A 24,232-nucleotide genomic window follows, 5' to 3' on the forward strand; every position below is an offset into this window, starting at 1 on the left:
ACGGGGGTCTTCGGTGCGGTCGCGGACATGTACGACGACGTGCGGCCCGGCTATCCGCCGGACATCGCGGACGCGGTGCTGGACTACCACGGCGGCGTGCCGGGCGAGGTGGTCGAGTTGGGCGCCGGCACCGGCAAGGGTACGGCGGTGCTGGCGCGGCTCGGGGCGCCGCTGACCTGTGTGGAGCCGGATCCGCGGATGGCGGCGGTGCTGGGGTCGCGGTTTCCGCAGGCCAGGGTGCATCTCGGGACGTTCGAGCAGTGGGCGCCGCCGGCCGGGGGCGTGCCGCTGATCGCGTGCGCGATGGCGTGGCACTGGCTCGACGAGGCCACCCGCAACCAGCGGGTGCGTGCCGCGCTCGCCCCCGGCGGGACGCTGGCCGTGTTCGGCCACAAGTACGACTACGCGGATCCTGTGCACGCCCAGGCGATCGCGGATGCGCTGCACGCGGCGGATCCGGGGACGACGGAGCGGACGGAGGGGTGGTTCGTCGAGGACATCGCCGGGAGTGGGCTCTTCGTGGGCGTCGAGGCGCGGGTGTTCCGCCGCCACGAGTCGCTGTCCACGGAGCGGTACCTGCAACTGGTGCAGACGTTCTCCCCGTTCCGCCGGCGCAGCCCGACCTCCAGGCCCGCGCGCTGGCGGCGTTGCGCTCCACTGTGGACGGCTTCGGCGGCGCGGTGGTGCTGGACCTCCGTACCACGCTCGCGCTGGCCCGCCGCCCCTCGTGAATCCCTTGATCGACGGGGGAGGGGGCGCGGCGCGCGAGCCGGGGCGGGGTCAGCCCACGGGGTGGGGACCGGGGTGGGTTCGGGCTGGGCGATGTCGTCGCCCTCGCGGCGGGCCCAGCGGCCGCCGACCAGCGCGTACCAGCCGGCCACCACGGCGTACCCGGCGGCGACGACGAACACGGCGGTGGGTGAGTGGCCGTCGCCGGGCAGGGTGAGCGCGGCGAGGAAGAGCCCCACCACGTACGAGAGGTTGTAGGTGGTGTCGTTGACGGCGAAGACCCGGCCGCGGTAGTCGTCGTCGCACTCGTGCTGGATCGACGTGTCCACGACGATCTTGGTGCCCTGGGCGGCGATGTTGATGCAGAACACGGCGACGACGAGCAGCGGCTGGGTGAACGGCACCGCGAAGATCGGCAGGGCGATGGCGACGCCGACGAGCAGGGTGGCGATCCACGCCCAGCCGCCGATGCGGCGGGTGATCGGCGGCGTGACCAGGGCGGCGACGAACACTCCGGCGCTGCCGGCGCCGACCACGAAGACCAGGCCGGTGATCGAGTCGTGCACGTTGTCGTCGGTGACGAAGTAGTTGCGGTAGAGCAGCAGCAGGGCCAGGGTCATGACGCCGAAGAGCACCCGGAAGCCGGCCTTGGCGGCCATCGCGTACGCGGCGCCGCGCCGGGCGGCCAGGTGGGACAGGCCGTCGGCCATGCCGCGGACGGTCGCGGCCAGCGCCGAACTCATCGAGGCCGGGGTCTTGAGGGTGTGGTCCGGGCCCAGGTCGTCCACCTCGAAGGAGCGCCGGGCGAGCAGCGAGGAGAAGACCCACCCGAGCGGCGCCAGCAGGGCCATCACGGCGTACCCGGAGTTGCCGGCCGACACGGTCGAGTTGACCAGGAGCACGGCGATACCCAGGCCGGCCGAGAAGCAGATCGTGCCCAGCGTGCTGGCCAGCGAGTTGGCGGTGACCAGTCTTCGGTCCTCCACCACGTGTGGCACGCCGGCGGACAGCCCGGACAGCAGGAAGCGGTTCAGCCCGATGATCGCGAATGCCACGACGACGAACGCCACGCCGTTGTCGCCGGCGTGGATCAGGGCGGCGGCGGGCAGCACCAGCAGCGCCCGGATCAGGTTGGTGATCACCACCAGCTGCCGCCGGCTCCACCGGTCCAGGAAGACGCCGACGAAGGGGCCGATCAGCGAGTACGGGGTGACGAGCAGGGCGGAGCCGGCCGCGATGGCCATGGCGCTGGTCTGCTTGTCGGGGTTGAACAGGACGCTGCCGGCCAGTGCCGCCTGGAACAACCCGTCCGCGAGCTGGCTGGATAGGCGCACGCCGAGCAGGCGCCGAAACCCGCGTACGGCGAGCACGGCGCGCAGGTTGTGCGAGTCCCGGGTGGTGGCCATGACGCCCTAGCGTATGCCCACCTTCTGGGTACGGCCTTGTGAGCGAGCTTTCCAGTGGCTGTGCGTGTTTCGGTCGGTACGCTCAGCAGCGAGACTGTGTGCGTCCGGCCGCGTATTGGATCGCGCCGAGGAGGTGGGCGCGGAAGTCGGGCTCGGCGTACGCCGCCGCGGTGTGGCCGGCGCCGGTGTAGAAGGAGCGGCCTCCCGCGAACTCGTGGCACCAGGCATGCGGGTGGTCGGCGCCCATCCCGCCACCGTCGTACGTCGACTCGTCCAGGGTGGCCAGGACCCGCACGGTGCCGCGCGGGTTGGCGCGGAAGTCGTACCACTCGTCGACGCGGCTCCAGCTCTCCGGCAGGTGCGCCGTCGCCGGGTGTGACCTGTCGCTCACCCGTACCGTGGCGGGCTGGACGGCGGGGTGCCGCGCGAAGTACGCCCCGACGAGCGCGCCGTAGAACGGCCAGTCGTACTCGGTGTCGGCCGCCGCGTGCACCCCGACGTACCCGCCGCCTCCTCGGACGTACCCCTCGAAGGCCGCCTGCTGCGGCGGGTCCAGCACGTCGCCGGTGGTGTTGAGGAAGACGACGGCCGCGTACCGGGACAGGCTTTCGGCGGTGAACGCGCCGGGGTCCTCGGTGGCGGTCACCGCGAACCCGTCCCGCGCGCCCAACTCCCGCATGGCCTGGACGCCGTCGGCGATGGAGTCGTGCCGGAAGCCCTCGGTGCGGGTGAACACGAGCACGTCGTACCCGGTGGGCGCGGCCGGCTGCCGGGGCGCCTCGGCCGCGCCGCAGCCCAGCAGGAGCAGGGCGGCGGCGGGCCAAAGACGCACGTCTACGAGGCTACAGTTGGCGGGTGGCTGGACGGCTGACGACGGAGCGACTGGTCCTGCGCCCGTGGGAGCTCGACGACGCCGAGGCGGCGCTTGCCGTGTACGGCGACGCCGGCGTGTCCCGGTGGCTGAGCCCGGCGATGGACACGGTCCCCGACCTGGGCGCGATGCGCCTGATCCTGCAGCAGTGGACCGCCGAGGACCAGCGCCTGGTCGCGCCGGCCGGCCGCTGGGCGATCGAGCGCCAGGACGACAAGCAGGTGATCGGCGGTGCGGTGCTGCTCCCGCTCCCGCCGGGCGGCGACGACCTGGAGATGGGCTGGCAGCTGCACCCCGACGCGTGGGGCCAGGGGTACGCCGCGGAGGCCGGTCGCCGGGTGGCGCGGTGGGCGTTCGACGAGGGCTTCGACGAGGTGCTAGCGGTCGCCCGCCCGGCCAACACCCGGGCCGGGCGACCGCCCGGCGCATCGGGATGCAGTGGGTCGGGGAGACGGAAAAGTACTACGGCCTGCGGCTGCAGGTGTTCCGTCTGCGCCCGGCCGACCTGGAGTAGCTCGCGCCCCTCGCGCCACGGGCCCAGCCCGCCCGCGATCACCACGATGCTCATCCCGATCGCGATCAATGCGGTGCGCCCCATGCCATCGACGCTAGTGCGGGCCGCCGCCCGGCGCGTCGCACTACGGTGCCGCTCCCGTCTCCCCCTGGGGAGTGACGGGGCCTGCGACCATAGTCGTAACGAGCCAGCGGCGCAGCACCGCGACGAACTCGGCCGGGCGTTCCATGTGCAGGTAGTGCCCGGTGCCCTCCCATACGACCGTGGTCGACAGCGGATGGCGCAGCTGCCGGGCCTCCCACGCCGCCGGCTCCGGCAGCGACGCGACGCACAGCGCCGGGCAGGTCCGCCGGGCCAGGTACGCCTCGGCCGCCGACCGCTCGCCGAACGCGTCGGGGGCCAGGTACATGCCGGCGTACGCCTGCGCGAGCACGTGCCCCGGCGTGCCGAGCATCTGCCGGACCAGCCAGGTGCGCAGCCAGGCCGGCGTCGACGGGCGGAACGCGCCGGCCATCCCGTGTACGGCGGCCTCCGCCCCGCCCGCGTTCAGCTCGCCGAGGCGCTCGGCGAACCGGTCCGCCTCCGACCCGGTCGCGCCGTAGGCCGGGTCGATCACCACCACCCCGCGTACCCGGGGGCGTGCTCGACGGCGAGTGCGGTGACCACCTGGGCGCCCATGGAGTGCCCGACCGCGATCACCGGGCCGGCGTCGAGGCGGTCCAGGAGCTGGGCCAGGTCGAAGGCCATGTCGCGCGGGCCGTACCCGGACGGCGGCACCGAGGAGTAGCCGTGTCCCCGCAGGTCGGCCGCGATGACCCGGTGGTCGCGGGTCAGCTCGGGCAGGTGCGGCGCCCAGTTGTTCGAGTCACCGCCCCACCCGTGCACGAGCAGCAGTGGCACCGCCGCGTCGGGGCCGTCGTCCGTGTAGAAGAGCCGGACGTCGGCAAGATCAGCAAAGGCCACGCCGTCATCGTATGCCCGGCCTAACGTACGTCTGCCGTGTGCTCATCGACGTGCTGCACCTTGTGGCGCCGCCGACGGCGCTCATGCGGCCGGCGGTCGCGCTGCGGGTGCTGCGCGGCCGGCCCGGGCCGCAACTGTCGGCCCCGTCCCTATGAGTTGGTCGAGGGCGCGCCGGGCGCGGGCGGGCGCCCCGGGGTCGCGGCGCAGGCGCAGGCCGTAGTTGAGCGCCATCAGCACCCCGCCCAGCTCGAAGACCACCTGGTCCGGGTCGGTACCGGCGGGCAGGTCGCCGGCCGCCACCGCGAGCCGGACGTGGATGCGCAGGTCCCGCTCCCAGAGCGCGGTCAACCCGGCGACGGCGTCCCGCACCGGGCCGGCGCGGTCGTCGAACTCCGCGGCCGCCGCGATGAAGAAGCAGCCGCCCGGGAAGACCTCACGCTCCAGATAGGACACCCACGCGGCGCAGAGCGCGCGCAGCCGGGGCAGGCCGGGCGCGGTGCCGGTCGCCCGGTCCGCGACCTCGCGCGTGAAGATCGCCGCGGCGGCGTCGACCACCTCCAGCTGCAGCGCCTCCTTGGAGCCGAAGTGACCGAGCAGGCCGGACTTGCTCATCCCGAGGTCGGCGGCGAGCCGGCCGATGGTCAGCCCTTCCAACCCCTCGACCGAGGCGACGGCCACGCCGCGGGCGACGATCGCGGCCCGGGTCCGGCCAGTCTCCACGACAGATCTGCGGGGGCTCACAGCGCAGAACGATATAGCATACGAACGTTCGGTCGCTATAGTGCGGGGATGCTCGTCTCGGTCACCCGGCGCATGATGGCGCCCCCGCTCCGGCTCCTGTACCGCCCCGCCGTGGAGGGCCGGCACCACGTGCCCCGGCGCGGCCCGGTGATCCTGGCCAGCAACCACCTCTCGTTCGTGGACAGCCTGGTGATCCCGCTGGTCGCGCCGCGCCCGGTGGCGTTCCTGGCCAAGGCCGAGTACTTCGACGTACGGCTGACCCGCTGGCTGTTCACCGGCCTCGGCGCCGTACCCGTCCGCCGGGGCGCCCACCGCGCGGCCCTGGCGTCCCTGGACGCGGCCATGGAGGTGCTCGGCGCGGGCGGCGCGTTCGGCATCTACCCCGAGGGCACGCGCTCCCGGGACGGCCGGCTCTACCGTGGCCGTACCGGGGTCGGCTGGCTCGCGCTGACCGCCCGCGCCCCGGTCGTACCGGTCGCCGTCGCCGGCACCGACGACATCCAGCCCATCGGCGCGCGCCTTCCCCGCATCCGCCCGGTCACGGTCCGCTTCGGCGTGCCGCTCACGTTCGACCCGTCGTACGGCGAGCCCGGCGACGCCCAGGCCCGCCGCCGGGTCACCGACGAGATCATGGACCGCATCGCGGAACTGTCCGGCCAGGAGCGGGTGGCCGCCTACAACACCGCGCCCGCCGGGGAAAACTCGCGGGCGCCGCGGGGCCCCGAGGGCTAGCGTCGGGGTCCATGACTTTTTCCCGTGTACGCCCTCCGTTCGTCGCCGACGAGCGCACCCAACTGGTCGGCTGGCTCGACATGCAGCGCGCGATCGTCCAGTGGAAGTGCGCGGGACTGTCCGAAGAGGACGCCCACCGGCCGGTCCTGCACGCGTCGCCGCTGATGACGATGGCCGGCGTGGTCTCGCACCTGCGCTGGACCGAGCGGACCTGGTTCGAGGTCCTCTTCCTGGGCCGGCCGGCCGACGGGCCACAGTTCGCGGAGGAGCCCGAAGACGCCGACATGCGGGTGGACGGCGTACCGCTGGCCCAACTGCTGGACGAGTACGAACGCCAGTGCGCCGCGTCGAACGAGATCATCGCGGCCCACCCGCTGGACGAGGTGGGCAAGCATCCGGACTTCAAGTCGTCCGCCGCGACCCTGCGCTGGATGGTGATCCACATGGTCGAGGAGACGGCTCGCCACGCCGGCCACCTAGACGCCATCCGCGAACTCCTAGACGGCGAACGCGGCTACTACTAACCCCCGCGCCCGCCCGCCGCGACCTCCGTCGATCAAGGACCTCCGCCGTCGATCAAGGGCCTCCCGCGCCGGTCAAGGCCGTCCGCGCCGATCAAGGGCTCCCGCGCCGATCAAGGGCAAAGGGTCGTGCTTGGATCTCCAATCCACGGCCGTTTGCCCTTGATCGACGGTGAAATCCTTGATCGACGCGCCGTGGCGTGCGGCCTGCGCTGCGGGCGCCCGCGCCCCACGCCCCCGGGCCCCGTGCGCAGCGCGCAGCGCGCAGCGGCGCGCGGGCGCGCCTGGCGCTCCGCGATCAAGGGAATGTCCGTCGATCAAGGGCGAACGGTCGTGCTTTGATCTCCAAACCACGGCCGTTTGCCCTTGATCGGCGAGGGAGCCCTTGATCGACGCGCCGGGCTCCGCCGGGACGCGCCGGGACGCGCCAGGACGCGGCGGGACGCGGCGGGGACGCGCGGGCCTGCGCAGGGCCGGCGTGCGCCGAGCCTGGCGGTGGCCGGCGGGTCTGTGACCAAAAGGAACAGAAGGCACTCTCCGATCACAACCGTGACCTGGGTCACCGGTCCCACCACGATGTGCCGTAACACGCACGCAACATCTGGGACGAGGAGCGACATCGGTGATAGAGAGAGCCATTCGGGTACGGCAGGGCGTTCTCGCCTTCGCCGCTGGCGTGCCCCTCGTGCTCGGCGCCACGGCGTGCGCCGACGGCGGCAACAGCGTCGGTACGAAGTCCGAGACGGTGGAGTACCCCACCAGCACGATCCGGATCATGGCGCCGGCCTCCCCGGGCGGCGGCTGGGACCTGACCGCGCGCACCATGCAGAAGAGCCTCAAGGATGCCAGCATCACCTCGCAGGCCGTCGAGGTCGACAACGTGGCCGGCGCGGCCGGGACGATCGGGCTGGCGCAGCTGGTCAGCAAGCACAAGGCCGACCCGCACCGGCTGATGGTGACCGGCCTGGTCATGGTCGGCGGCGTGGTGACCAACAAGTCCGCGGTCAGCCTGTCGCAGACCACGCCGATCGCGACGCTCACCGCCGAGGCCGAGGTCATCGTGGTGCCGAGCAAGTCGAAGTACAAGACGCTGCAGGAGCTCGTCGCCGACCTCAAGGCCGACCCGTCGTCGATCAACTGGGGTGGCGGCTCGGCCGGCGGCACCGACCAGATCCTCGTCGGGCTGCTGGCCAAGGCGGCCGGTGTCGACCCGAAGCTGGCCAAGTACACCCCGTACTCCGGTGGCGGCGAGACCAAGGCCGCGCTGCTGTCCGGCGACCTTTCGGTGGGCGTGTCCAGCGTCAGCGAATTCAAGGATCTGGTGAAGGACGGCCAGGTGCGGGCCCTCGCGGTCTCCGGTGCGAAGGGCGTCGACGCCGGCGCCGGCACGCCGGCACCCACGATCAAAGAGGCCGGGTACGACGTGGAGCTGATGAACTGGCGCGGCGTCGTGGCCCCGCCCGACGTCACCGACGCCCAGCGGCAGGCCATCGTGTCCATGGTGGACAAGCTGCACCAGTCGCTGCCGTGGCAGCAGGTGCTGACCGACCAGGGCTGGGAGGACTTCTACAAGAGCGGCGACGAGGCCAAGCAGTTCTTCGAGAGCGAGACCACCCGGATCACCGCCGTGCTGAGCGAGATCGGGCTGGCCAGCAAATGAGCATCACCGACGAACGTCCGAAGGGGACGGTGGCTGACACCGTCCCCTCGGGGCGTGCGCCGATCGGGCCGCGCGTGCTCGGCGGGGTCGTACTGCTCGCCGGCCTGGGCCTGCTGGCCCAAGCGATCGGCGAGGCGGTCGAGCGTGGCATCACAGTGGACGGTCCGCGGCTGGCGCCCCTCATCGTCACCAGCGGTTGGGTGGCACTCGCGACGGCGTACCTCATCCAGGCGTGGAAGGCGAAGCCGGCGCAGGACGACGGCGAAAGCGCCGCGCGGACGTCGTGGTTCGTCCCGGCGGCCCTGATGGTCGCGCTGGTGGGCTACGCGCTGGTGCTGGAGTACACAGTGGTCGGTTATGTGCCCGCCACGGCGGTGTTCTTCGTCGTGGCTGCCCGGCTGCTGAGCAGCCGGCCGGTCCGCGAGGTCATCCTGCGCGACATCGTGGTCGCGCTGGGCCTGTCGCTGGTCATCTACCTTGCCTTCACCCGGTTCCTGGACATCCAGCTCCCCGCCGGAGTGCTACCGATATGAGCTTCCTGCCCAACCTCTTCGACGGCTTCGGCGCCGTGCTCACCCCGGAGAACCTGCTCTTCGCGGCCATCGGGGTGACGATCGGCACGCTCGTGGGCGTGCTGCCCGGCATCGGTCCCGCGCTGACCATCGCGCTGCTGCTGCCGCTGACCTTCAACATGAACGACCCGGTGGGCGCGCTCATCATGTTCGCCGGCATCTACGCCGGCGCCATGTACGGCGGGTCCACCACCTCGATCCTGCTCAACACGCCGGGCGAGTCCGCGTCGGTCGCTACCTCCATCGAGGGCTATCAGATGGCCCGGCGCGGGCGGGCGCGGGCGGCGCTGGCCACCGCCGCCATCGGGTCCTTTGTGGCCGGAACCATCTCGACGGTGCTGCTGAGCCTGCTCGCGGTGCCGATGGCGAAGTTCGCGGTGATGTTCCGGGCCGCGGACTACTTCGCGCTCGCCGTGCTCGCCCTGGTGGCGGTCACCGCGCTGGTCGGCCGGTCGATGGTACGCGGACTGATGTCGCTGAGCCTGGGCCTGTTCTTCGGCCTGGTGGGCATCGACTCACTGACCGGTCAGGCAAGGTTCACGTTCGGCTCGGTGAACCTGCTCGACGGCGTCAACATGGTGGTCGTCATCGTCGGGCTCTTCGCGATCGGCGAGACGCTGTACATCGCCAGCCGGCTGCGCGACCTGCCCGCGACCGTGGCGCCGCTGGAGCCGGCGCGCGGGTTCGCGTGGCTGACCCGCTCGGACTGGAGCCGGTCCTGGCGCCCGTGGCTGCGCGGTACGGCGCTGGGCTTCCCGTTCGGCGCGCTGCCCTCGGGCGGAGCCGAGCTGCCCACGTTCCTGTCGTACACGTACGAGAAGAAGCGGTCGCGCAACCGGGAGGAGTTCGGCAGCGGCGCCATCGAGGGTGTCGCCGGCCCGGAGGCGGCCAACAACGCGTCGTTCTCCGGCGTGCTCGTGCCGCTGCTGACGCTGGGCATCCCGACGTCGGCCACGGCCGCGGTGATGCTGGCCGCGTTCCAGATCTTCAACGTGCAGCCCGGGCCCGACCTCTTCGAGGAGGGCAGCCCGCTGGTGTGGGCGCTCATCGCGTCCCTGTACGTCGGCAACGTGCTGCTGCTGTTGCTCAACCTGCCGCTGATCCGGGTGTGGGTGAAGGTGCTGCAGGTGCCGCGGCCGGTGCTGTACGCGTCGATCCTGGTCTTCGCGACCCTCGGCGTGTACGCGGTGTCCGGCAGCATCTTCCAGGTGCTGCTGGCGTACGGCATCGGCGTCATCGGATTCTTCATGCGCCGGTACGACTTCCCGATCGCGCCGGTCATCCTCGGACTGATCCTCGGCCCGATGATGGAGGAGCAGTTCCGCCGGGCGCTGGGGCTGGCCAACGGGGACTTCACCGTCTTCGTGAGCAGGCCGCTCACCACGGTCCTGCTGTCGCTCGCGGTGCTGGCGGTCCTCGTGCCGTACGCCCCGCGGGTCGTCGCCCGGATCCGCGGCGGCCAGGCCACCAAGATCGCCCTGGCCGAGGACGACTGAGCCGGTCGACGCGTTCGCGGCTCACGCGGCGCGCTCGTCACGCGCTCGCTTGCCGCGCGGCGCGCTCGCCGGTCACGTGGCGCGCTCGTCGATCAAGGACTTCTGCGTCGATCAAGGGCAAACGGTCGTGGAATGGAGATCAAACCACGGCCGTTCGCCCTTGATCGACGGGCAAGCCCTTGATCGGCGCGGGCCAGCCCCGCGGCGCGGCCACGCCGCGCGGGCCCCGGGAGGGTGGGGCCGCTCAGTGGGTACGGCCTGGGGCTGGGCGGGCTCGCCACAGCGCGATCGCCAGCCACACGCAGCCGGCGCCGAGCAGTACGCCGTGCGCGATCCGGACCGGCGCGGGCGTGAAGAACTGGGGAGGAACAGCGCGAACCCGACCGCGAAGAGCACGCCGCTGGCGCGGGGCAGGACGAGGGAGCGGCGCACCGCGAGGGCGGCCAGCACCGCGCCGGCGGCCAGCGCGAGCAGCCCGGCGGCGAAGAGGGTGACCGCGACCGGGTGGTAGCGGAACGCGTCGACGGTGCCGAGCAGGTCGAAGCGCTGGCCGTCCCGGTACTGCTCGGCGATGGCGTGCAGGCCGAAGTCCTCGGCGCCGTAGTACGGCAGGGTCAGTCCGGCGCCGATCCAGGTGGTGACCACGGCGGCGTGCGCGAGGCCGCCACCGATCGTGTCCCGCAGGGCGAGCAGGCCGAGCGCCACGAGGATGAAACCGAGCATTGCGAACAGATGCGCGGCCACCCATGCCCCCGAACTGATGGACGCGACGGCTCCGTCCACCGTGGACTCGTCGTGCCACGGCCGAACGGCGGGATAGAGAACAAACAGGACACCCGCGACAGCGAGCGCGATGGCACCGACGGCAGCCTGGCTAGTCTTCATAGCCTAAAAGCTAACCCCATTAGCCAGCGACGTCAACCCGGGCGTCCATCGATCATGAAGTTGTCCCCAGGGAGAGCGCTCTCTGATCACGACAACTTCATGATCACCGGGGCGAAGGGTCAACGGACACGGGCAGGCGGGGAACGGGGCAAAAAGGATCAGCGGGAGGAGGAAACCCAGTGGTAGCGGCGTTCGGGGCGGCCGGTGCCGCCGTAGCGCAGGCGGACCTCGGCCTTGCCGGCGGCGACGAAGTACTCCAGGTAGCGCCGCGTGCTGACCCGGGACAGGCCGGCGCGTTCCGCGCACTCGGCGGCGGACAGGTCGCCGGCACTGTCCCGCAGCACCCGGCCGACCAGCTCGGCGGTCGGCGGCGTGAGCCCCTTGGGCAGGCTGACCTGGGCCGGCCGCAGCGCACCGAAGAGCCGGTCGACGTCGTCCTGGCCGACCTCGCCGGCGCCGGCGAGCTGGCGGTGGGCGGCCGTGTACCGCTCCAGGTGCTCGCGCAGCGTGTCGAAGGTGAACGGCTTGATCAGGTAGTGCACGACGCCGCCGCGCAGCGCCGTGCGTACCGTGTCGACGTCCCGCGCGGCGGTGACCGCCATGACGTCCGACTCGGCGGTGGAGTCGCGCAGCCGGCGCAGCACGTCCAGCCCGGACATGTCGGGCAGGTAGATGTCGAGCAGGACCAGATCCGGGCGTAGTCGCGAAGCCTCGGTGAGCGCGTCGGCGCCGGTGTGCGCGGTGCCGACCACCGTGAAGCCCGGCACCCGGCCCACGAATCCGGCGTGCACCTTCGCCACCATGAAGTCGTCGTCGACGACCAGCACCCGGATCATGGCAGCACCGCCCGTACCGAGGCGAGCGGGATCCGCGCGGTGAACGTCGACCCGGCCACCTCGACCGACCCGCCGCGCCGGGAGCAGACCAGCCGGATCAGGGCGAGCCCGAGGCCGTGGTGGCCGGCCGCGGCCTTGGTCGTGTACCCCTGCTGGAACACCTCTTGCACCAGCTCCGGCGCGATCCCGGCACCGGAGTCGCGGACCACCACGAGCACGTCGCCGCCGTCGGCGGTCAGCTCGACCTCCACCCAACCCCCACTTCCGACCGCGTCGTACGCGTTGTCGACCAGGTTGCCGACGACCGTCACCAGGTCGGCCGACAGCCCTTCGTCGACCGGCGGCATCTCCGAACGCGGCGAGATGATCAGCTGGATGCCCTGCTCGGCGGCGAGGCTGGCCTTGGCGATGAGCAGCGCGGCCAGCGCCGGATCCGGCACCCGCGAGGTGACGTCGCTGGTCAGCTCCGCGAGCGCCCGGCTGGCCCGGCTGATGTACCGGGCCACCTCGTCGAACTCGCCCAGCTCGACCAGCCCGGCGATGGTGTGCAGCCGGTTGGTGAACTCGTGCGCCTGCGCCCGCAGCGTGTCCGTGGTGTGCCGGCTCAGGTCGAGCTCGCGGCGCAGCGCGGTCAGCTCGGTCCGGTCGCGCAGCGTGGTCACCGACCCGACGCGCCGGCCGCGCACCATCACCGGCATCCGGTTCAGCACGAGCACCCGGCCGGCCCGCAGGCCGATCTGGTCGGCGCCGGCGGCCTGCCCGGTGAGTACGTCCAGCAGGCGCGGTTCCAGCTTCAGCGCGTGCAGCGACCGCCCGACCGCGTCGTCCGGCAGGTCCAGCAGCCGGATCGCCTCGTCGTTGACCAGGGTCACCCGGTCCGCCGCGTCGCTGCCGAGCACGCCCTCCCGGATGCCGTGCAGCATGGCCTCCCGCTGCTCCACCAGGCCGGTGATCTCGCGCGGTTCCAGGCCCAGCGTCTGCCGCTTGACCCGGCGGGCCAGCAGCCATGACCCGAGGACGCCCAGCGCGGTGCCCAGCAGCAGGTACGTCAGCAGGTCGGTGGCCGCGTCGGCGAGCTGCTCCGGCCAGGTCGGGTACTCCTGGCCGACCACGACCAGGCCGACCAGCTCGCGGTCCTCGCCGAGCACCGGCACGTGCGCGACGAGGGCGCTCCCCACCACGCCCACCCAGGACTTGCCCGCCTTGACCGTGCTGCCGCCGAGGGGCACCGTCTGGCTGCGGTCGAGCCCGGTCAGCAGCACCCCGCCTGCGTCGGCGATCAGGACGAACGACGCACCGGACACGCTTCTGGCCGTCTCCGCCTCGGCGGACAATCGCTCGAAGTTGACTGACGACTCAGACAGCTCCTGGCGTACCGTCGCGTTTGCCGCCACGGTCTCCGCGACGGACCGCAACTGGCGGCCCTCGCCGGACCGGAAGCGGGCATCGGCCTGGGCGACCGAGACGGCCGCGACCGCGCCCACCACCAGCAGCACGATCCCGAGCTGCAGGAGCAGGAACTGCCGGGCGAGGGACAGGCGCCACGGTCGACGGAGAAGGCTGGTAGGCAACATGCTGGAAACAGCAAACTGCCCGAAGGTCACAAGAGCAAGAGGGGGTACCCATGCGACGCCGTGCCGTGCTCGCGGCCGCCGCGCTGCTGGCCGGCGGCTGCGGCTCGCGCGGCGCCGGGTCCGCGGACCTGCGGATCATGGTGCCCAACGCGCCCGGCAGCGGGTACGACATCACGGCGCGCACGGTCGCGCGGGCGCTCGACGCGGCGCGGATCGTGCGTGATCCCGAGGTCTTCAACCTGCCCGGCGCGAGCGGCACGGTCGGCCTGCAGCGCCTGGTGTACGAGCGCGGCAACGGCGACCTCATGATGCTGATGGGACTGGGCGTGGTCGGTGCCCAGCAGACCGAACAGGCGCGCGCGAGGCTGAGCGACACCACCCCGATCGCGCGGCTCATCGAGGAGCCGGCGCTGGTCGTGGTGCCGAACGCGGCCCCGTACCGGACACTTGCCGACCTGATTACGGCGTGGCGGGCCAACCCGGCGGCGACCCCGGCCGGCGGCGGCTCCAGCGTGGCCGGGCCGGATCACCTGGCGCTGATGCTGATGGCCGAGGCGGCGGGCATCGCCCCGGCCCGGGTCAACTACGCCAGCTTCGACGGTGGGGGAGACCTGCTGGCGGCGGTGTTCCGGGGGGTGGTCGCGTTCGGCGTGTCGGGGATCGGCGAGACGGTCGACCAGGTGCGATCGAACCAGTTGCGGGTGCTCGCGGTGACCAGCCCGGCCCGGATCCCCGGCGTCGACGCACCGACGCTGCGCGAGGTCGGCGTCGACGTGGTCTTCGCCAACTGGCGCGGCCTGGTCGCCCCGCCCGACCTGAGCGGGGACGACCGGGCCGCCCTCCGCGAGGTGGTGTCTCACCTGCACGGCTCGGCGGAGTGGCGGGACGCGCTGTCCCGCAACGGCTGGACCGACGCCTACCTGGCGGACGACGCCTTCGGCACCTTCATCGCCGCGGAGAACGCCCGCATCGCCGCCGTCCGCTCGTAGCCGCGTGATCATGGGGTGTGCAGCAGCTAACGGACGATTTCTGCTGCACACCCCATGATCACTGGGAGGGTTCGAGGCGTTCGCGGTCGGCGGTGCGGCCGAGGGCGGCCAGCCGTGCGGTGTGCTCCAGGCGGTGGACTAGCAGCGAGCCGGCCGCGAATGCCGCCAGCGGTACGGCGATGAGCAGCGTCCACTGCACCGGTACCAGGTAGATCGGGTGTCCCATGTGCATGTTGGAGTACGCCCACCCCTCTAGGGTGTACTCGACGATGGCCGCGATCGCCGCGACCGGTGCCAGCAGGAGGGCGATCCGCCGCCACACCGGTCCGGGCAGGGTGAACGCGGCAAGCGCGGCGGCGACCGCGCCCACCACGACGGCCGCGAGCATCAGGTACAGGACGGTCTCCGACGTGCTCTCGAAGCCGTACCACATGTAGGACACCCCGCCGCCGTCCTCGAACATGGAGACGCGCTGGTGCCGGTTGACGACGGTCATGGTGTGGATCAGGCCGACGCCCGCGACGAACGCGACCAGCCGGGGCGCCCGCAGCACCGCAAGCGCGCGCCGGGGCGGGGCCGGCACGGTCAGCGCGGCCGCGGCGACCACGCCGAGCGCGAACGGCCAAAGCGTCTGGATCGTGGATACCGGATCGGTGTCGTACCGCCCGGCGAGGAGTGCGGCCTCACCCACGACGGTGGCCCACGCGAGCACGGCGCCGACGCGGCGCAGGCCGGCCGCCGCGGCGAGCACCACCGCGCCCCAGTCGGCGGCGCGCAGGTAGAGCTCGGGTGCCAGGCCGAAGGGGTCGAAGAGCCGGACGATCCGCTGGGACACCAGCACCAGCGCGGCGAGCAGGCCGAACACGGCGGCCGCGTCGACCCAAGACGGGTTGGCGAAGCCCGGGACCGCGGCCCGCAGGCGGGCGCCCAGCCCAGACGCGATCAGGTTGGCCGACTCGCCGAGCGTCGGGCGCCGCTGGCCGGGCTCCGCGCCGGCGACCAGGACGGCGAGCATCTCCTCCTCGTACACCCTGCGGTGCGACCACGGGTACCAGGCCAGCAGCCGCCGGTAGCGGCTCTCCAACTCGTCGCTCACGCCGTCCCCTCCGCGAAGAGGCGCAGCCGCGCGGCGGCGGCGTTGGCGTTGCGACGCAGCCGGGCGGTCTCGTCGGCCAGCCGCTCGGCGCCCAGCCCGGTCAGCCGGTAGTAGCGGCGCAGCCGGGACTGCACCACCTCCTCCCGGTCGACCTCGATGAGGCCGTCGGTGCGCAGCCGGTCGAGCACCCCGTACAGCGTGCCGGCGCGCAGCCGCACCCGCCCCTCCGAGATGCGCAGGACATCCTCGACCACCCCGTACCCGTGCTGCGGTTCGCCCGCGAGCGCGGTGAGGATGAGGAAGGTCTGTTCGTTCATGCGCGGAAGTATATATCGCGACACGGTATATACCTAGAGAGGCGCGTTCTAGGGATGACTCATCACCAGCACGCCGTGCGCCGGGCCGCCGATCGCCTGGTAGAGGTGGGGGACGTCGCCGGGAAACCGGATGAAGTCTCCCGGTCCCAGTTCCACTGGCGCTGAGAGCGGCCCGGTCCGCAGTCGCCCGGCGGTGACGAGCAGCGACTCGATCACGCCGGGCGGATGCGGGTCGGCGTGCCGGGCCACGGTGGCGAAGTCCACCTCGTACAACTCGGCGAGCCGGTGCCCGCGTACCCGATCAAGCAGGCGCGCGGACACCGCGCCCTCCACGCGCGTGCCGTGACCGGCGCGGATGACCTCGACCGGGGTCCGGGGCCGCTCGTCGATGAGGTCGCCGAGCGCGGCGCCGAGCGCGTCCGCGAGCGCGTAGAGCGTGTCGATCGTCGGGTTGCCGCGGCCCGCCTCCAGGTTGGTCAGCGTGGCCCGGCCGACGCCGCTGCGCTCGGCCAGGGCCACGACCGACAGACCGCGGTTTTCGCGGAGTGTGCGCAGGTTTGCGGCGATCCTGGCCGCGGGCTCGGTCATGCCTACTATAGTAGGCACCATGGCTACTTCAGGAGTCAGGCCCGCCCGTCGGATGGAGGCCGTCCGCGGCTTCGGCATCGACAAGGTGGCCCACAGTGCCGACCGCATCACCGGGCGCTGGCCCGTGCTGCGGCTGGAAAACCTCGACACCGACCTGCCGCTGCCGCCCGAGGCCGTGCCGGTCACCGCGGCCGCGCTCACCACGCCGCCGGCCAACTCGTGGCTGCCGTTCACCGGCGACGAGGACCTGCGCGCCGCCATCGCCGACGTGCTCGCCGACCGCGCCGGCCACCGGTACGACCCCGGCGACGAGGTCGTGGTGACCAGCGGCGGCACCGAGGCGGCGCTGGACTGCCTGCTGGCCACCATCGACCCCGGCGACGAGGTGGTGCTGACCGACCCGACGTACGCCGGCCTGGTCAACCGGGTCCGGCTGGTCGGCGGCGTGCCGCGGTTCGTGCCCTACCTCGTCGTCGACGGCGAGTGGCGCCTCGACCGGGACGCGCTGGCCGCCGCCGTCGGCCCGAAGACTCGCGCGCTGCTGCTGATGAGCCCGTCCATGCCGTCCGGCGCCGTGCTCGACCACGACGACTGGCGCGCGGTGTGCGACCTGTGCCGCGACCGCGACCTGATCCTCATCTACGACAGCGCGATGGAGTCGCTGCTCTTCGACGGCCGCGAGCTGATCCACCCGGTGCGCGAGCCCGGGATGGCCGAGCGCACGCTGGTGATCGGCTCGCTGTCCAAGGAGTTCCGCATGATCGGGTGGCGGGTCGGCTGGGTCGCCGGCCCACGCTCCCTTGTGGAGCACGTCGGCTGGGCCCACGTCTACAACACCACCACGCCGGTCGGCATCGCTCGGGCCGCGGCCACCGCCGTACTGCGCGGCGACCACAAACACATAGCCACGAGCGCCGCCGAGCTACAGCGCCGCCGCGACACCATCCTGAGTGGACTGTCCGGCTTGCCTTTGGTACGCCCAGGGGGCGGCTGGTCGTTGCTGCTCGACACGGTCGCGCTCGGGGTGGATCCGGCCGACGCCTCGCGGGCGCTGCTGCGCGAGGGCGCGGTGGCGGCCACCCCGATGACCGGCTGGGGCGACGCGGTGGCCGCCCGGCACGTCCGCTTCGTCTTCAGCGCCGAGCCGGTCGACCGCCTCGCCACCTTGCCCGAGCGCCTGGCGGCCGCGGGCCTGGCTCCCCGCAACGGGTGACACAAGGCCGACAGAAGGTTGCGATCAGATCGGTGGATCCGGTAGCCGTTTAGCGTGCTGGACTGGGTCAGGGATCACAAGTGGAGCGTCGGCGACATCCTGGCGCTCCTGGCTCTGGTCGTCGCGGTCGTCGGGCTCGTCGCCGCCCCTGGCCGCCGCGCGATCGGGCGCTGGTGGCGCGCCGGGATGCTTCGGGCCGGGCGCCCGCAGCACCGGTACGCCTCCTGGTTCGTCAAGACGTGGGGCGTCTACGACAACCCGTACCTGGAGGACAAGGAGGACCTGGACCTCACCCGGACGTTCGTCTCGCTCTCCTTCCACGACCCGGACGCCGACCGCGAGGTGCGTGCCGTCGCCACCCACGTACTCGCCGACCGGGCTGCCGGCAATATGGTCATCGAGGGTGACCCCGGCTCGGGAAAGTCCACATTGCTCAAGGCGTACGGGGTTGGCGTGCTCCGGCCGCGGCCCGGCGTCCACCGGCCCCGGCCGGCCTCGGTCGACCTGCCGTTTCTCGTCCAGCTCCGTAAGTTCTCCCGCTACCTGGAGCACTCCGGCGGGCTGGCCGACTATCTGGTCAGCGAGATCCTGGTGTCGGGCGCCGGCATGGACCCGGACGAGGCCGGCAGGTTCCTCGCCTACCTGCTCGAACGCGGCCAGGTCGTCGTCATGCTCGACGGGCTCGACGAGGTCACCGACGACCGGCAGCAGGCGGTGCTGGAGGCCGTCTACCGGTTCACAAAGGACAGCAACCGGGACCGGCCCACCTATCTGGCGCGCATCATTGTGACCTGCCGCAAGCAGAACTTCCGGGAACTGCGCGAGCAGTGGATCGGCCCGATCGCCGACCGGGTCTGCACGCTCGCGCCGCTGCGCAACTCGGAGGTGTTCAGCTACCTCAACGCGCTGCGGTCGAAGTTCAAGACGGCCGACGGGCCGGAGAGCTTCCTGCAGGCGGTGCGCGCGTCCGGCACGCTCGACCTGCACCGCACGCCGCTGGTGCTGGCCATGTCCGTGGGCCTGTACGCCCGCAAGGACTACTACGAGATCCCCAGCTCGATCGCCGAGCTGTACCAGACGATGATCAAGGAAATGCTGGACCGGCACCGGTTCAAACGGGACCCGGTTGGGAACGCGCTCCGCTTCCCGGTGGGCGACAAGTACCGGCTGCTGCGCGAGTTCGCGCTCGCCTCCGCGCGCGAGCCGGCCGGCTTCGACGAGTTCGAGAAGACCGCCCTCGTCAGGTTCGCCGAACAGTTGGCGCCGCACCTGGACAGCCTGGCCGAGCCGCGGGCGCTCGTCGACGAGATCGTCGACCGCTCGGGACTGCTCAGCGACGTCGTGGAGGGTAGGCGGTTCATCTTCGGGCACCGCTCGATCCAGGAGCACCTGGTGGCCGAGGAGTTGCGGCTGTTGCCGGACGGCGCCGACGTCCTGGTCGGCCGGGCGACCGACGCGCAGTGGCGGCAGGTGATCCTGTTCTACACCGCTGGCCTGGAGCAGCGGTCCGCCAACGACTTCCTGCCCCGGCTGTCCGCCGTGGACCCCGCGCTGGCCGGGCACTGCCTCGGCCGGGCGAAGGCGTCCGACGGCGTGGCCACCGCCATCCTGGACCGGCTGACGCCGGACGGTGACGAGCAGCACCTGTCCGCGCTGATCGCCGCCACCATCTCGCCCCGGGCCAGCGTGCAGGAGATGGCCGTGCACCGGCTGGCGACGACGCTGACCGACCCGACCGTCGACCTGCGGGCGCTGCGCGATGACATCGATGGGCTGCTGCCGCTGCTGAGCGCCCTCGCCGGCACCAACGCGGCCCGCATCGCCGGCCTGGTGCCGCGCGTCATCTCCCGGGCGCCTGACGATCCTCGGTTGGTCGAGCCGCTGTGGCGGTGCCTCACCGCACCCGGCATCGAGGCGCAGCCCGAGTGCGCGACGCTGATCAGCCGGCTGCTGACCCTGGTCATGGACCCGGACGGCTTCGCCGAGCTGATCCGCCTGGACCCGTACGAGCGGGCCTTCCTCACCCCCGCGATCCGCGGGCTGGCGTACCCGTTCACCGACGGCCTCCCGGTCACCAGCAACCTGGTCACCCTGCTGGCCTGGGCGGAGTACCTGAAGGTGACCCCGCCCGAGCCCAACCGCTTCTACGAGGCGCGTGCGGCCGGGCGGCTCGGGCGCGTGGAGCGGGATCGCGCCCGGTCGGTGTCCTTCTCGCTCTTCTGGCCGGGCCGCGTCGGTTCGGTGGTCGGGAGCCTGGCGGCCCTCGCCGGCACGGTCGCCGTGCTGGCGATCGACTGGCGCGTGCTCGTGCGGCCGTTTGGCTGGTGGTCCCTCCTGCTCCACATCGGGCTGGCGGGCGTCGCGTTCGGCGTCTTCGTCGCTCTGGGCACTTGGACGGACAACACGGCCAAGGGGTCGTGGCCGCGGCGGTACTTCGGGGTGCCAGAGTTAGCGGAGTCGGGGCACTGGTTGAGGGTGACGGAAGGTTGGAATCTGTCGGACGTAGTAAGCATCATCGTCTTCCTCGGCGCGCTTCCCCTCACCTACGCCGTGGCGCTGGCGCCGGTGGCCTCGTGGTCGCTTGCCGCTCACGTCGCGCTGGCGACACTCGGGCCGCTGCTGCTGTACTGGTTGCCGCTCATGAGCCTGTGCTCGCGGGCCGTCCGGTTCCACCCGTACCGGCCTAACCCGTGCATCGACATGTACGACGATCCGCGCAGCCGGCACTGGCTGGTGCCTGAGCGGCCGATCCGGACGGGATACCGTTGTGATCATGACGGCGCCTGACATCACCGTGGCCACCCGGGCGGACCGCGAGCGCGCGATGGGCTCGCTGGTGGCCGCGTTCGCGCACGACCCGGTCCTGCGGTACCTGTTCCCCGAGGAGGACACCTACCCGGCGTACGCGGCCGCCTTCTTCGGGCACCTCTTCGACAAGCGGGTGGACCGGGGCACGATCTGGACGGTCGAGCGCGGCGCGGCGCTGGCCATGTGGGACGCGCCCGACGCCCCGACCGGTGAGCCGGACAGCGACGACCTCGCGGCCCAGCTCCCGCCGGACGCGCTGGCCCGCGTCGAGGCGTACGACGAGGCGGTGCACGGGGCCCTGCCCGGCGGCCCGTTCTGGTACCTCGGGGTGCTGGGCACGCACCCGGAGCGGGCCGGGCGCCGCTGGGGCCACGCCGTCATGGCGGCCGGGCTGCGGCGCGCCGCGCAGGACGGGTTGCCGGCGGTGCTGGAGACCAGCAACCCCGGCAACGTCGAGGTCTACAAGCGCGCCGGCTTCGAGGTGGTCCGCACCGTCTCGGCCGATCCGCTGACGATCTGGATCATGCGGCGGCCGGCCGCCTGATCACGCGGTCAACTGTCCGAGCGCGACCCGGGCCTGGCGGATCCACCAGTCGAGGTCGGCGCGGTGCCGGTCCCGCCGTTGCGGGTCGGCGTCGGTCGCCGCGTCGAGAGCCTTGTTCCAGCCGAACTCGACCAGCCCGCTCAGCAGGGCCAGGCGCAGGCCCGGCTCGTCGTGGCCCGCGCCGCACAGCTCGCGGAACTCGTCGATCGCCTCCTCGCGGGTGACGGCGAGGTTGGCCGCGCCGGCCCCGGCGAGCAGTTCCATCAGGTCCAGGGCCGGCGGCGCCCACCCGGCCAGGTTCCAGTCGAGCAGGACGACGCCGTCGCCGGTGAACGCGGTGTTCACCGGCCACAGGTCGCCGTGGATCAGGGTGTGTGGCCGCCGGGCGAGCGCGCCGACCAGCGGAGCCGGGTCGTCCAGCAGCGCCAGGACCGGGCCGGCCACGTCGGCGTCGGCCAGGTCCGCGAAGTGCGCCCAGCCCTCGATCACGGCGGCGGCCAGCGGAAACTCGGCGGCGACCGGTCGCATCCGGGCCGGGGCGAAGAACGGGATCCGGGTCCGCAGCGGCAGCAGCGGGTCACCCGGCGCGTGAGCGCCCGCGCGGTGCACCGCGACCACGGTCGCGAGCAGCAGGGACACCTCGGCGCGGGTCAGCACCTTGTCCCAGCCGACGACGGCGGCGCCCAGGTCGCGCATGACGACGACGGTCTCCTCGCCGTCCCGCCAGCCGTCCACGATCGCGTGCGGCGCGCCGAGCCGGTCGAGCACGCCGTCGCGCCACAGGGCGTACTCGCGGCCCTCGATGTCGCCGGTGAGGCGGCGCCCGAGGTCGGCCGCGAAGGTGGTGCGCTTGACGATCAGCCGCCGGCCGTCGGCGAGGACGACCCGCTCCAGGGTGCCGCCGGAGCGCCCGTCGTGCTCGCTCAGCGGCGTACGGGACACCACAGTGTCCAAAATGCCCACCCTAAGATGATATGACCCTCGGTCCCCGCCGCACTCCATGCCCACAAGACCCCCGCCCGCGCCGATCAAGGACCTGCCCGCGCCGATCAAGGACCTGCCCGCCGATCAAGGGCAAACGGTCGTGGTTTGGAGATCAAAGCACGGCCGTTCGCCCTTGATCGACGCGAAAGTCCTTGATCGACGGACCGGCGCGGACCGGCGCGGACCGGCGCCGCCGGGTGCGGACGGGTGCGGGGAGGGGCGGAGGGGTTAGAGGTCTAGGTCGATGCAGGCGGGGTCGTGGTCGGAGCCGTCGCCGCCGATCTGGGTACGGCGCATGACGTGCGCGCCGACCACCGGCAGGTCGGGGGTGGTCCAGATCTGGTCGAACAGGTGGAACGTGGTGACGCCCTTGGCCCGGTGCCGGTGGGTCCACATGTGGGCGCTGAGGTCGCCGAACGTGTCCGCCACCAGGGCGCCGTTGCGCTTCGGGCTGGGGATGGTGGTGCCGGCGCCGACCTGCTCGGCGAGCCCGACGTCGGCGAGCGGTGCCAGGGTGGGGGAGTCGGGCGCGTCGTTCATGTCGCCGGTCATCACGACCCGGCCGGTGAACCGCTGCCGGCGCAGGATCGTCCGGATCGCCTCGGACTGGCTGGTACGGCGTTCGGCGATGTTCTTCTTCTCGGCCTCGATCTCGGCGGGCGTCAGCCGGAACTCGTCGGCGATGAAGTTGCTCTTGAGGTGGTTGACGAAGATGCGCAGCGGCTTGCGGTCGGGCGCGGTCACCTCGGCCTGGAGTAGGTCCCGGCTGAACACCGCGTCGTCCACATTGGGGAAGAACCGCCACGAGCTGATCCGGGTGATCGGCAGGCGGGAGCAGATGGCCACGTCGATGCGGCGCCGGTCGTTGCCCTCGACCACGACCCGGTACGGGTACCGAACGTTCAGCGGCACGAGGTCGTCGCGGTGGAACGCGTCGAGGGCGTCCTGGTCCTCGACCTCCTGCAGGCACAGCACGTCCGCGTTCAGCGCCTTGATTCGTTGTGCGATCCAGGCGCGCGCCTTGGGGTCCTTGCCGCGCACCAGCCGCCCTGGAACGTGCGCAGCACGCCGGTCAGCGGGGTGCCGTCCGGGAGGGTCACGTCGACGACGTCCGGCGTGGGCACCGGCTGGTCGCTGGTGGCGGCGTGGTCGGCTACGCCGGCGGCCTCGGCACCGTCGACGTTCACCGAGGGAACCGCCGCGTCGGACACCGTGCGCGGTAGCTCGGTCTGGAACGACCAACGGGAGAAGAGGTTGTTGGCGTTGAACGTCGCGATGCGGATCATCCCTTTACGGTAGGGCGGTACGCCGCCTCACGGTGTCAGAATGGCGACCCCCGACCCCAGGACCACCTGGTCGTGGCCGTCCACGGCGTCGAACCGGTAGCCGCCCTCGTGCGCCCACACCCGGGTGGTGAGCGTGTCGCCGGGCGCCACCGGGCGGGTGAAGCGGCAGCCGAGCCGGCGTAGGCCGGTCTTACCGCTTGCGGACAGGACCACGCCGGTGGCGATGGCCAGCGACGCGAGCCCGTGCACGATGACGCCGGGCAGCCCGGCCGCGCGGGCGAAGTCGTCGTCGAGGTGGATCGGGTTGTGGTCGCCGGACGCGTCGGCGTACTGGCGGGGAGGTCGGGCGGCAGGGGGGTGGTGGCGGTGTGCAGCGGCGGACCGTCCAGCGGCTCGCGCGGCAGCGGGGGCGCCGCCGATCCGGCGGCCAGATCGGTGGGTACGCCGCGGTAGAACTCGGTGACGTACTGCTCGTTGACGAGCTGGCCGGCCGCGTCGCGGGTCTCCACCTTGATGGTCGCGGTGGTGCCGGAGCCCTTCCCGTGCAGGCCCACGACGGCGGCCCGCAGGGTGACCTTCTCGCCCACCGGCAGCGGGCGGTGGAAGACGAGGTCCTCCTGGCCGTGCACGACGCGGGCGCGCAGCTCGGCCGGCACCGCGGCCTCGGCGACCGCGAACACGAGGTCCATGGCCGGCGCCACCGCGTACACCGGCGAGGGGCCGCCGACGACCGCGGCGTACGCCTCGACGCCGGCCGCGGTGACCTCGACGGTGCGCTCGTCGCTCCAGCGGTCCACGACGGAGAGGTCAAAAGGGCTCAATCTGTGCCTCCTGGTTCGCTCGCTCGCGCGGCGCTAAAGGCGACGTCTTCCCTCGTCGCTTCGCTCCTCAGTCCAGACGCCGCCGC

Annotated in this window: 25 protein-coding genes and 3 pseudogenes; 12 read left to right on the forward strand and 16 right to left on the reverse strand. The window is 72.4% G+C overall.

Going from position 1 to position 24,232, the window contains the following annotated elements:
* Positions 1–27 precede the first annotated feature (27 nt).
* Positions 28–321, forward strand: a pseudogene (locus Prum_RS55470) (class I SAM-dependent methyltransferase); the annotation flags it as partial.
* Positions 322–401: 80 nt separating this feature from the next.
* On the opposite strand, the gene Prum_RS40940 reads toward Prum_RS55470, so the two are convergent.
* Positions 402–2,135: an MFS transporter gene (locus tag Prum_RS40940; protein WP_173082432.1), complete on the reverse strand. Its 1,734-nt coding sequence runs from the start codon at positions 2,133–2,135 to the stop codon at positions 402–404.
* An 82-nt stretch (positions 2,136–2,217) separates the two neighbouring features.
* Positions 2,218–2,967 carry a ThuA domain-containing protein gene (locus tag Prum_RS40945; RefSeq protein WP_173082433.1) on the reverse strand — a complete coding sequence of 250 codons (750 nt, stop codon included), beginning with the start codon at positions 2,965–2,967 and terminating at the stop codon, positions 2,218–2,220.
* A gap of 98 nt (positions 2,968–3,065) precedes the next feature.
* Here Prum_RS40945 and Prum_RS55475 point away from each other — a divergent pair.
* Together Prum_RS55475 and Prum_RS50205 are read left to right on the forward strand one after the other, a co-directional pair.
* A pseudogene (locus Prum_RS55475) lies at positions 3,066–3,362 on the forward strand (GNAT family N-acetyltransferase); the annotation flags it as partial.
* Entirely contained in the window at positions 3,353–3,520 is a 168-nt protein-coding gene (locus tag Prum_RS50205) for a hypothetical protein (protein ID WP_218577857.1), read from the forward strand. The pseudogene Prum_RS55475 and the gene Prum_RS50205, both read left to right, overlap by 10 nt.
* A 124-nt stretch (positions 3,521–3,644) precedes the next feature.
* On the opposite strand, the gene Prum_RS50210 is transcribed toward Prum_RS50205, so the two are convergent.
* From Prum_RS50210 to Prum_RS40960, 3 genes are all read right to left on the reverse strand, one after another.
* Entirely contained in the window at positions 3,645–4,136 is a 492-nt protein-coding gene (locus Prum_RS50210; protein WP_218577858.1) for an alpha/beta fold hydrolase, read from the reverse strand.
* Complete coding sequence (locus Prum_RS50215; RefSeq protein ID WP_218577600.1) at positions 4,133–4,483, reverse strand: alpha/beta fold hydrolase; 351 nt, start codon at positions 4,481–4,483, stop codon at positions 4,133–4,135. Before Prum_RS50215 ends, Prum_RS50210 begins: the two co-directional genes overlap by 4 nt.
* Before the next feature lie 81 nt (positions 4,484–4,564).
* Complete coding sequence (locus tag Prum_RS40960) at positions 4,565–5,203, reverse strand: TetR/AcrR family transcriptional regulator (protein ID WP_218577601.1); 639 nt, start codon at positions 5,201–5,203, stop codon at positions 4,565–4,567.
* Positions 5,204–5,272: 69 nt separating this feature from the next.
* Between Prum_RS40960 and Prum_RS40965 the strand changes: the two genes are divergently transcribed.
* From Prum_RS40965 to Prum_RS40985, 5 genes are all read left to right on the forward strand, one after another.
* Positions 5,273–5,956 (forward strand): lysophospholipid acyltransferase family protein, encoded by a 684-nt coding sequence (locus Prum_RS40965; RefSeq protein ID WP_173082437.1) that lies wholly within the window; start codon positions 5,273–5,275, stop codon positions 5,954–5,956.
* Between the two features lie 11 nt (positions 5,957–5,967).
* The gene (locus tag Prum_RS40970; protein ID WP_173082439.1) at positions 5,968–6,480 is read left to right on the forward strand and encodes a DinB family protein; all 513 of its coding nucleotides are present in this window, start codon (positions 5,968–5,970) and stop codon (positions 6,478–6,480) included.
* A 619-nt stretch (positions 6,481–7,099) separates the two neighbouring features.
* A complete protein-coding gene (locus tag Prum_RS40975) occupies positions 7,100–8,137 on the forward strand; it encodes a Bug family tripartite tricarboxylate transporter substrate binding protein (RefSeq protein ID WP_246278444.1) in 1,038 nt (345 codons plus the stop codon).
* A 29-nt stretch (positions 8,138–8,166) separates the two neighbouring features.
* A complete protein-coding gene (locus Prum_RS40980) occupies positions 8,167–8,670 on the forward strand; it encodes a tripartite tricarboxylate transporter TctB family protein (protein ID WP_173082441.1) in 504 nt (167 codons plus the stop codon).
* Complete coding sequence (locus Prum_RS40985; RefSeq protein ID WP_173082447.1) at positions 8,667–10,205, forward strand: tripartite tricarboxylate transporter permease; 1,539 nt, start codon at positions 8,667–8,669, stop codon at positions 10,203–10,205. The genes Prum_RS40980 and Prum_RS40985 overlap by 4 nt, the downstream gene beginning before the upstream one ends.
* 111 nt (positions 10,206–10,316) lie before the next feature.
* On the opposite strand, the gene Prum_RS40990 is transcribed toward Prum_RS40985, so the two are convergent.
* From Prum_RS40990 to Prum_RS41000, 3 genes are all read right to left on the reverse strand, one after another.
* Complete coding sequence (locus Prum_RS40990) at positions 10,317–11,090, reverse strand: hypothetical protein (protein WP_173082449.1); 774 nt, start codon at positions 11,088–11,090, stop codon at positions 10,317–10,319.
* 158 nt (positions 11,091–11,248) lie between these two features.
* Positions 11,249–11,926 carry a response regulator gene (locus Prum_RS40995; RefSeq protein ID WP_173082457.1) on the reverse strand — a complete coding sequence of 226 codons (678 nt, stop codon included), beginning with the start codon at positions 11,924–11,926 and terminating at the stop codon, positions 11,249–11,251.
* Complete coding sequence (locus Prum_RS41000; protein WP_173082459.1) at positions 11,923–13,500, reverse strand: sensor histidine kinase; 1,578 nt, start codon at positions 13,498–13,500, stop codon at positions 11,923–11,925. The genes Prum_RS40995 and Prum_RS41000 overlap by 4 nt, the downstream gene beginning before the upstream one ends.
* A 50-nt stretch (positions 13,501–13,550) precedes the next feature.
* Here Prum_RS41000 and Prum_RS41005 point away from each other — a divergent pair, with 50 nt between their 5' ends.
* Entirely contained in the window at positions 13,551–14,489 is a 939-nt protein-coding gene (locus tag Prum_RS41005; protein WP_173082461.1) for a Bug family tripartite tricarboxylate transporter substrate binding protein, read from the forward strand.
* A 58-nt stretch (positions 14,490–14,547) separates the two neighbouring features.
* On the opposite strand, the gene Prum_RS41010 is transcribed toward Prum_RS41005, so the two are convergent.
* The 3 genes from Prum_RS41010 to Prum_RS41020 are packed head-to-tail and all read right to left on the reverse strand — an operon-like array spanning position 14,548 to position 16,490.
* Positions 14,548–15,585, reverse strand: coding sequence for a hypothetical protein (locus Prum_RS41010; RefSeq protein WP_173082462.1), 1,038 nt, complete (start codon positions 15,583–15,585; stop codon positions 14,548–14,550).
* Positions 15,582–15,902 (reverse strand): PadR family transcriptional regulator, encoded by a 321-nt coding sequence (locus tag Prum_RS41015; RefSeq protein ID WP_173082463.1) that lies wholly within the window; start codon positions 15,900–15,902, stop codon positions 15,582–15,584. Before Prum_RS41015 ends, Prum_RS41010 begins: the two co-directional genes overlap by 4 nt.
* Positions 15,903–15,950: 48 nt before the next feature.
* Positions 15,951–16,490, reverse strand: coding sequence for a helix-turn-helix domain-containing protein (locus tag Prum_RS41020; protein ID WP_173082464.1), 540 nt, complete (start codon positions 16,488–16,490; stop codon positions 15,951–15,953).
* A 19-nt stretch (positions 16,491–16,509) separates the two neighbouring features.
* On the opposite strand from Prum_RS41020, the gene Prum_RS41025 reads away from it, so the two are divergent.
* From Prum_RS41025 to Prum_RS41035, 3 genes are read left to right on the forward strand one after another with little or no spacing between them, the layout of a single operon-like run.
* Entirely contained in the window at positions 16,510–17,703 is a 1,194-nt protein-coding gene (locus Prum_RS41025) for a pyridoxal phosphate-dependent aminotransferase (RefSeq protein WP_218577602.1), read from the forward strand.
* Positions 17,704–17,757: 54 nt separating this feature from the next.
* The gene (locus Prum_RS41030; RefSeq protein WP_173082465.1) at positions 17,758–20,490 is read left to right on the forward strand and encodes an NACHT domain-containing protein; all 2,733 of its coding nucleotides are present in this window, start codon (positions 17,758–17,760) and stop codon (positions 20,488–20,490) included.
* Positions 20,477–21,055 carry a GNAT family N-acetyltransferase gene (locus Prum_RS41035; protein ID WP_173082466.1) on the forward strand — a complete coding sequence of 193 codons (579 nt, stop codon included), beginning with the start codon at positions 20,477–20,479 and terminating at the stop codon, positions 21,053–21,055. The genes Prum_RS41030 and Prum_RS41035 overlap by 14 nt, the downstream gene beginning before the upstream one ends.
* Here Prum_RS41035 and Prum_RS41040 read toward each other — a convergent pair whose 3' ends face one another.
* The 5 genes and pseudogenes from Prum_RS41040 to Prum_RS55485 form a co-directional block, all read right to left on the reverse strand.
* Positions 21,056–22,018, reverse strand: a complete 963-nt coding sequence (locus Prum_RS41040; protein WP_173082467.1) for a phosphotransferase — start codon at positions 22,016–22,018, stop codon at positions 21,056–21,058.
* Between the two features lie 249 nt (positions 22,019–22,267).
* Positions 22,268–23,080 (reverse strand): endonuclease/exonuclease/phosphatase family protein, encoded by an 813-nt coding sequence (locus Prum_RS41045; protein ID WP_173082469.1) that lies wholly within the window; start codon positions 23,078–23,080, stop codon positions 22,268–22,270.
* Complete coding sequence (locus Prum_RS41050; protein WP_173082471.1) at positions 23,023–23,325, reverse strand: hypothetical protein; 303 nt, start codon at positions 23,323–23,325, stop codon at positions 23,023–23,025. Before Prum_RS41050 ends, Prum_RS41045 begins: the two co-directional genes overlap by 58 nt.
* 27 nt (positions 23,326–23,352) lie before the next feature.
* Positions 23,353–23,745, reverse strand: coding sequence for a MaoC family dehydratase (locus tag Prum_RS55480; RefSeq protein WP_173084732.1), 393 nt, complete (start codon positions 23,743–23,745; stop codon positions 23,353–23,355).
* Positions 23,746–23,780: 35 nt separating this feature from the next.
* Positions 23,781–24,122: pseudogene (locus tag Prum_RS55485) on the reverse strand (FAS1-like dehydratase domain-containing protein); the annotation flags it as partial.
* Positions 24,123–24,232 lie beyond the last annotated feature (110 nt).

Source organism: Phytohabitans rumicis (genome assembly GCF_011764445.1).
Classification (GTDB): domain Bacteria; phylum Actinomycetota; class Actinomycetes; order Mycobacteriales; family Micromonosporaceae; genus Phytohabitans; species Phytohabitans rumicis.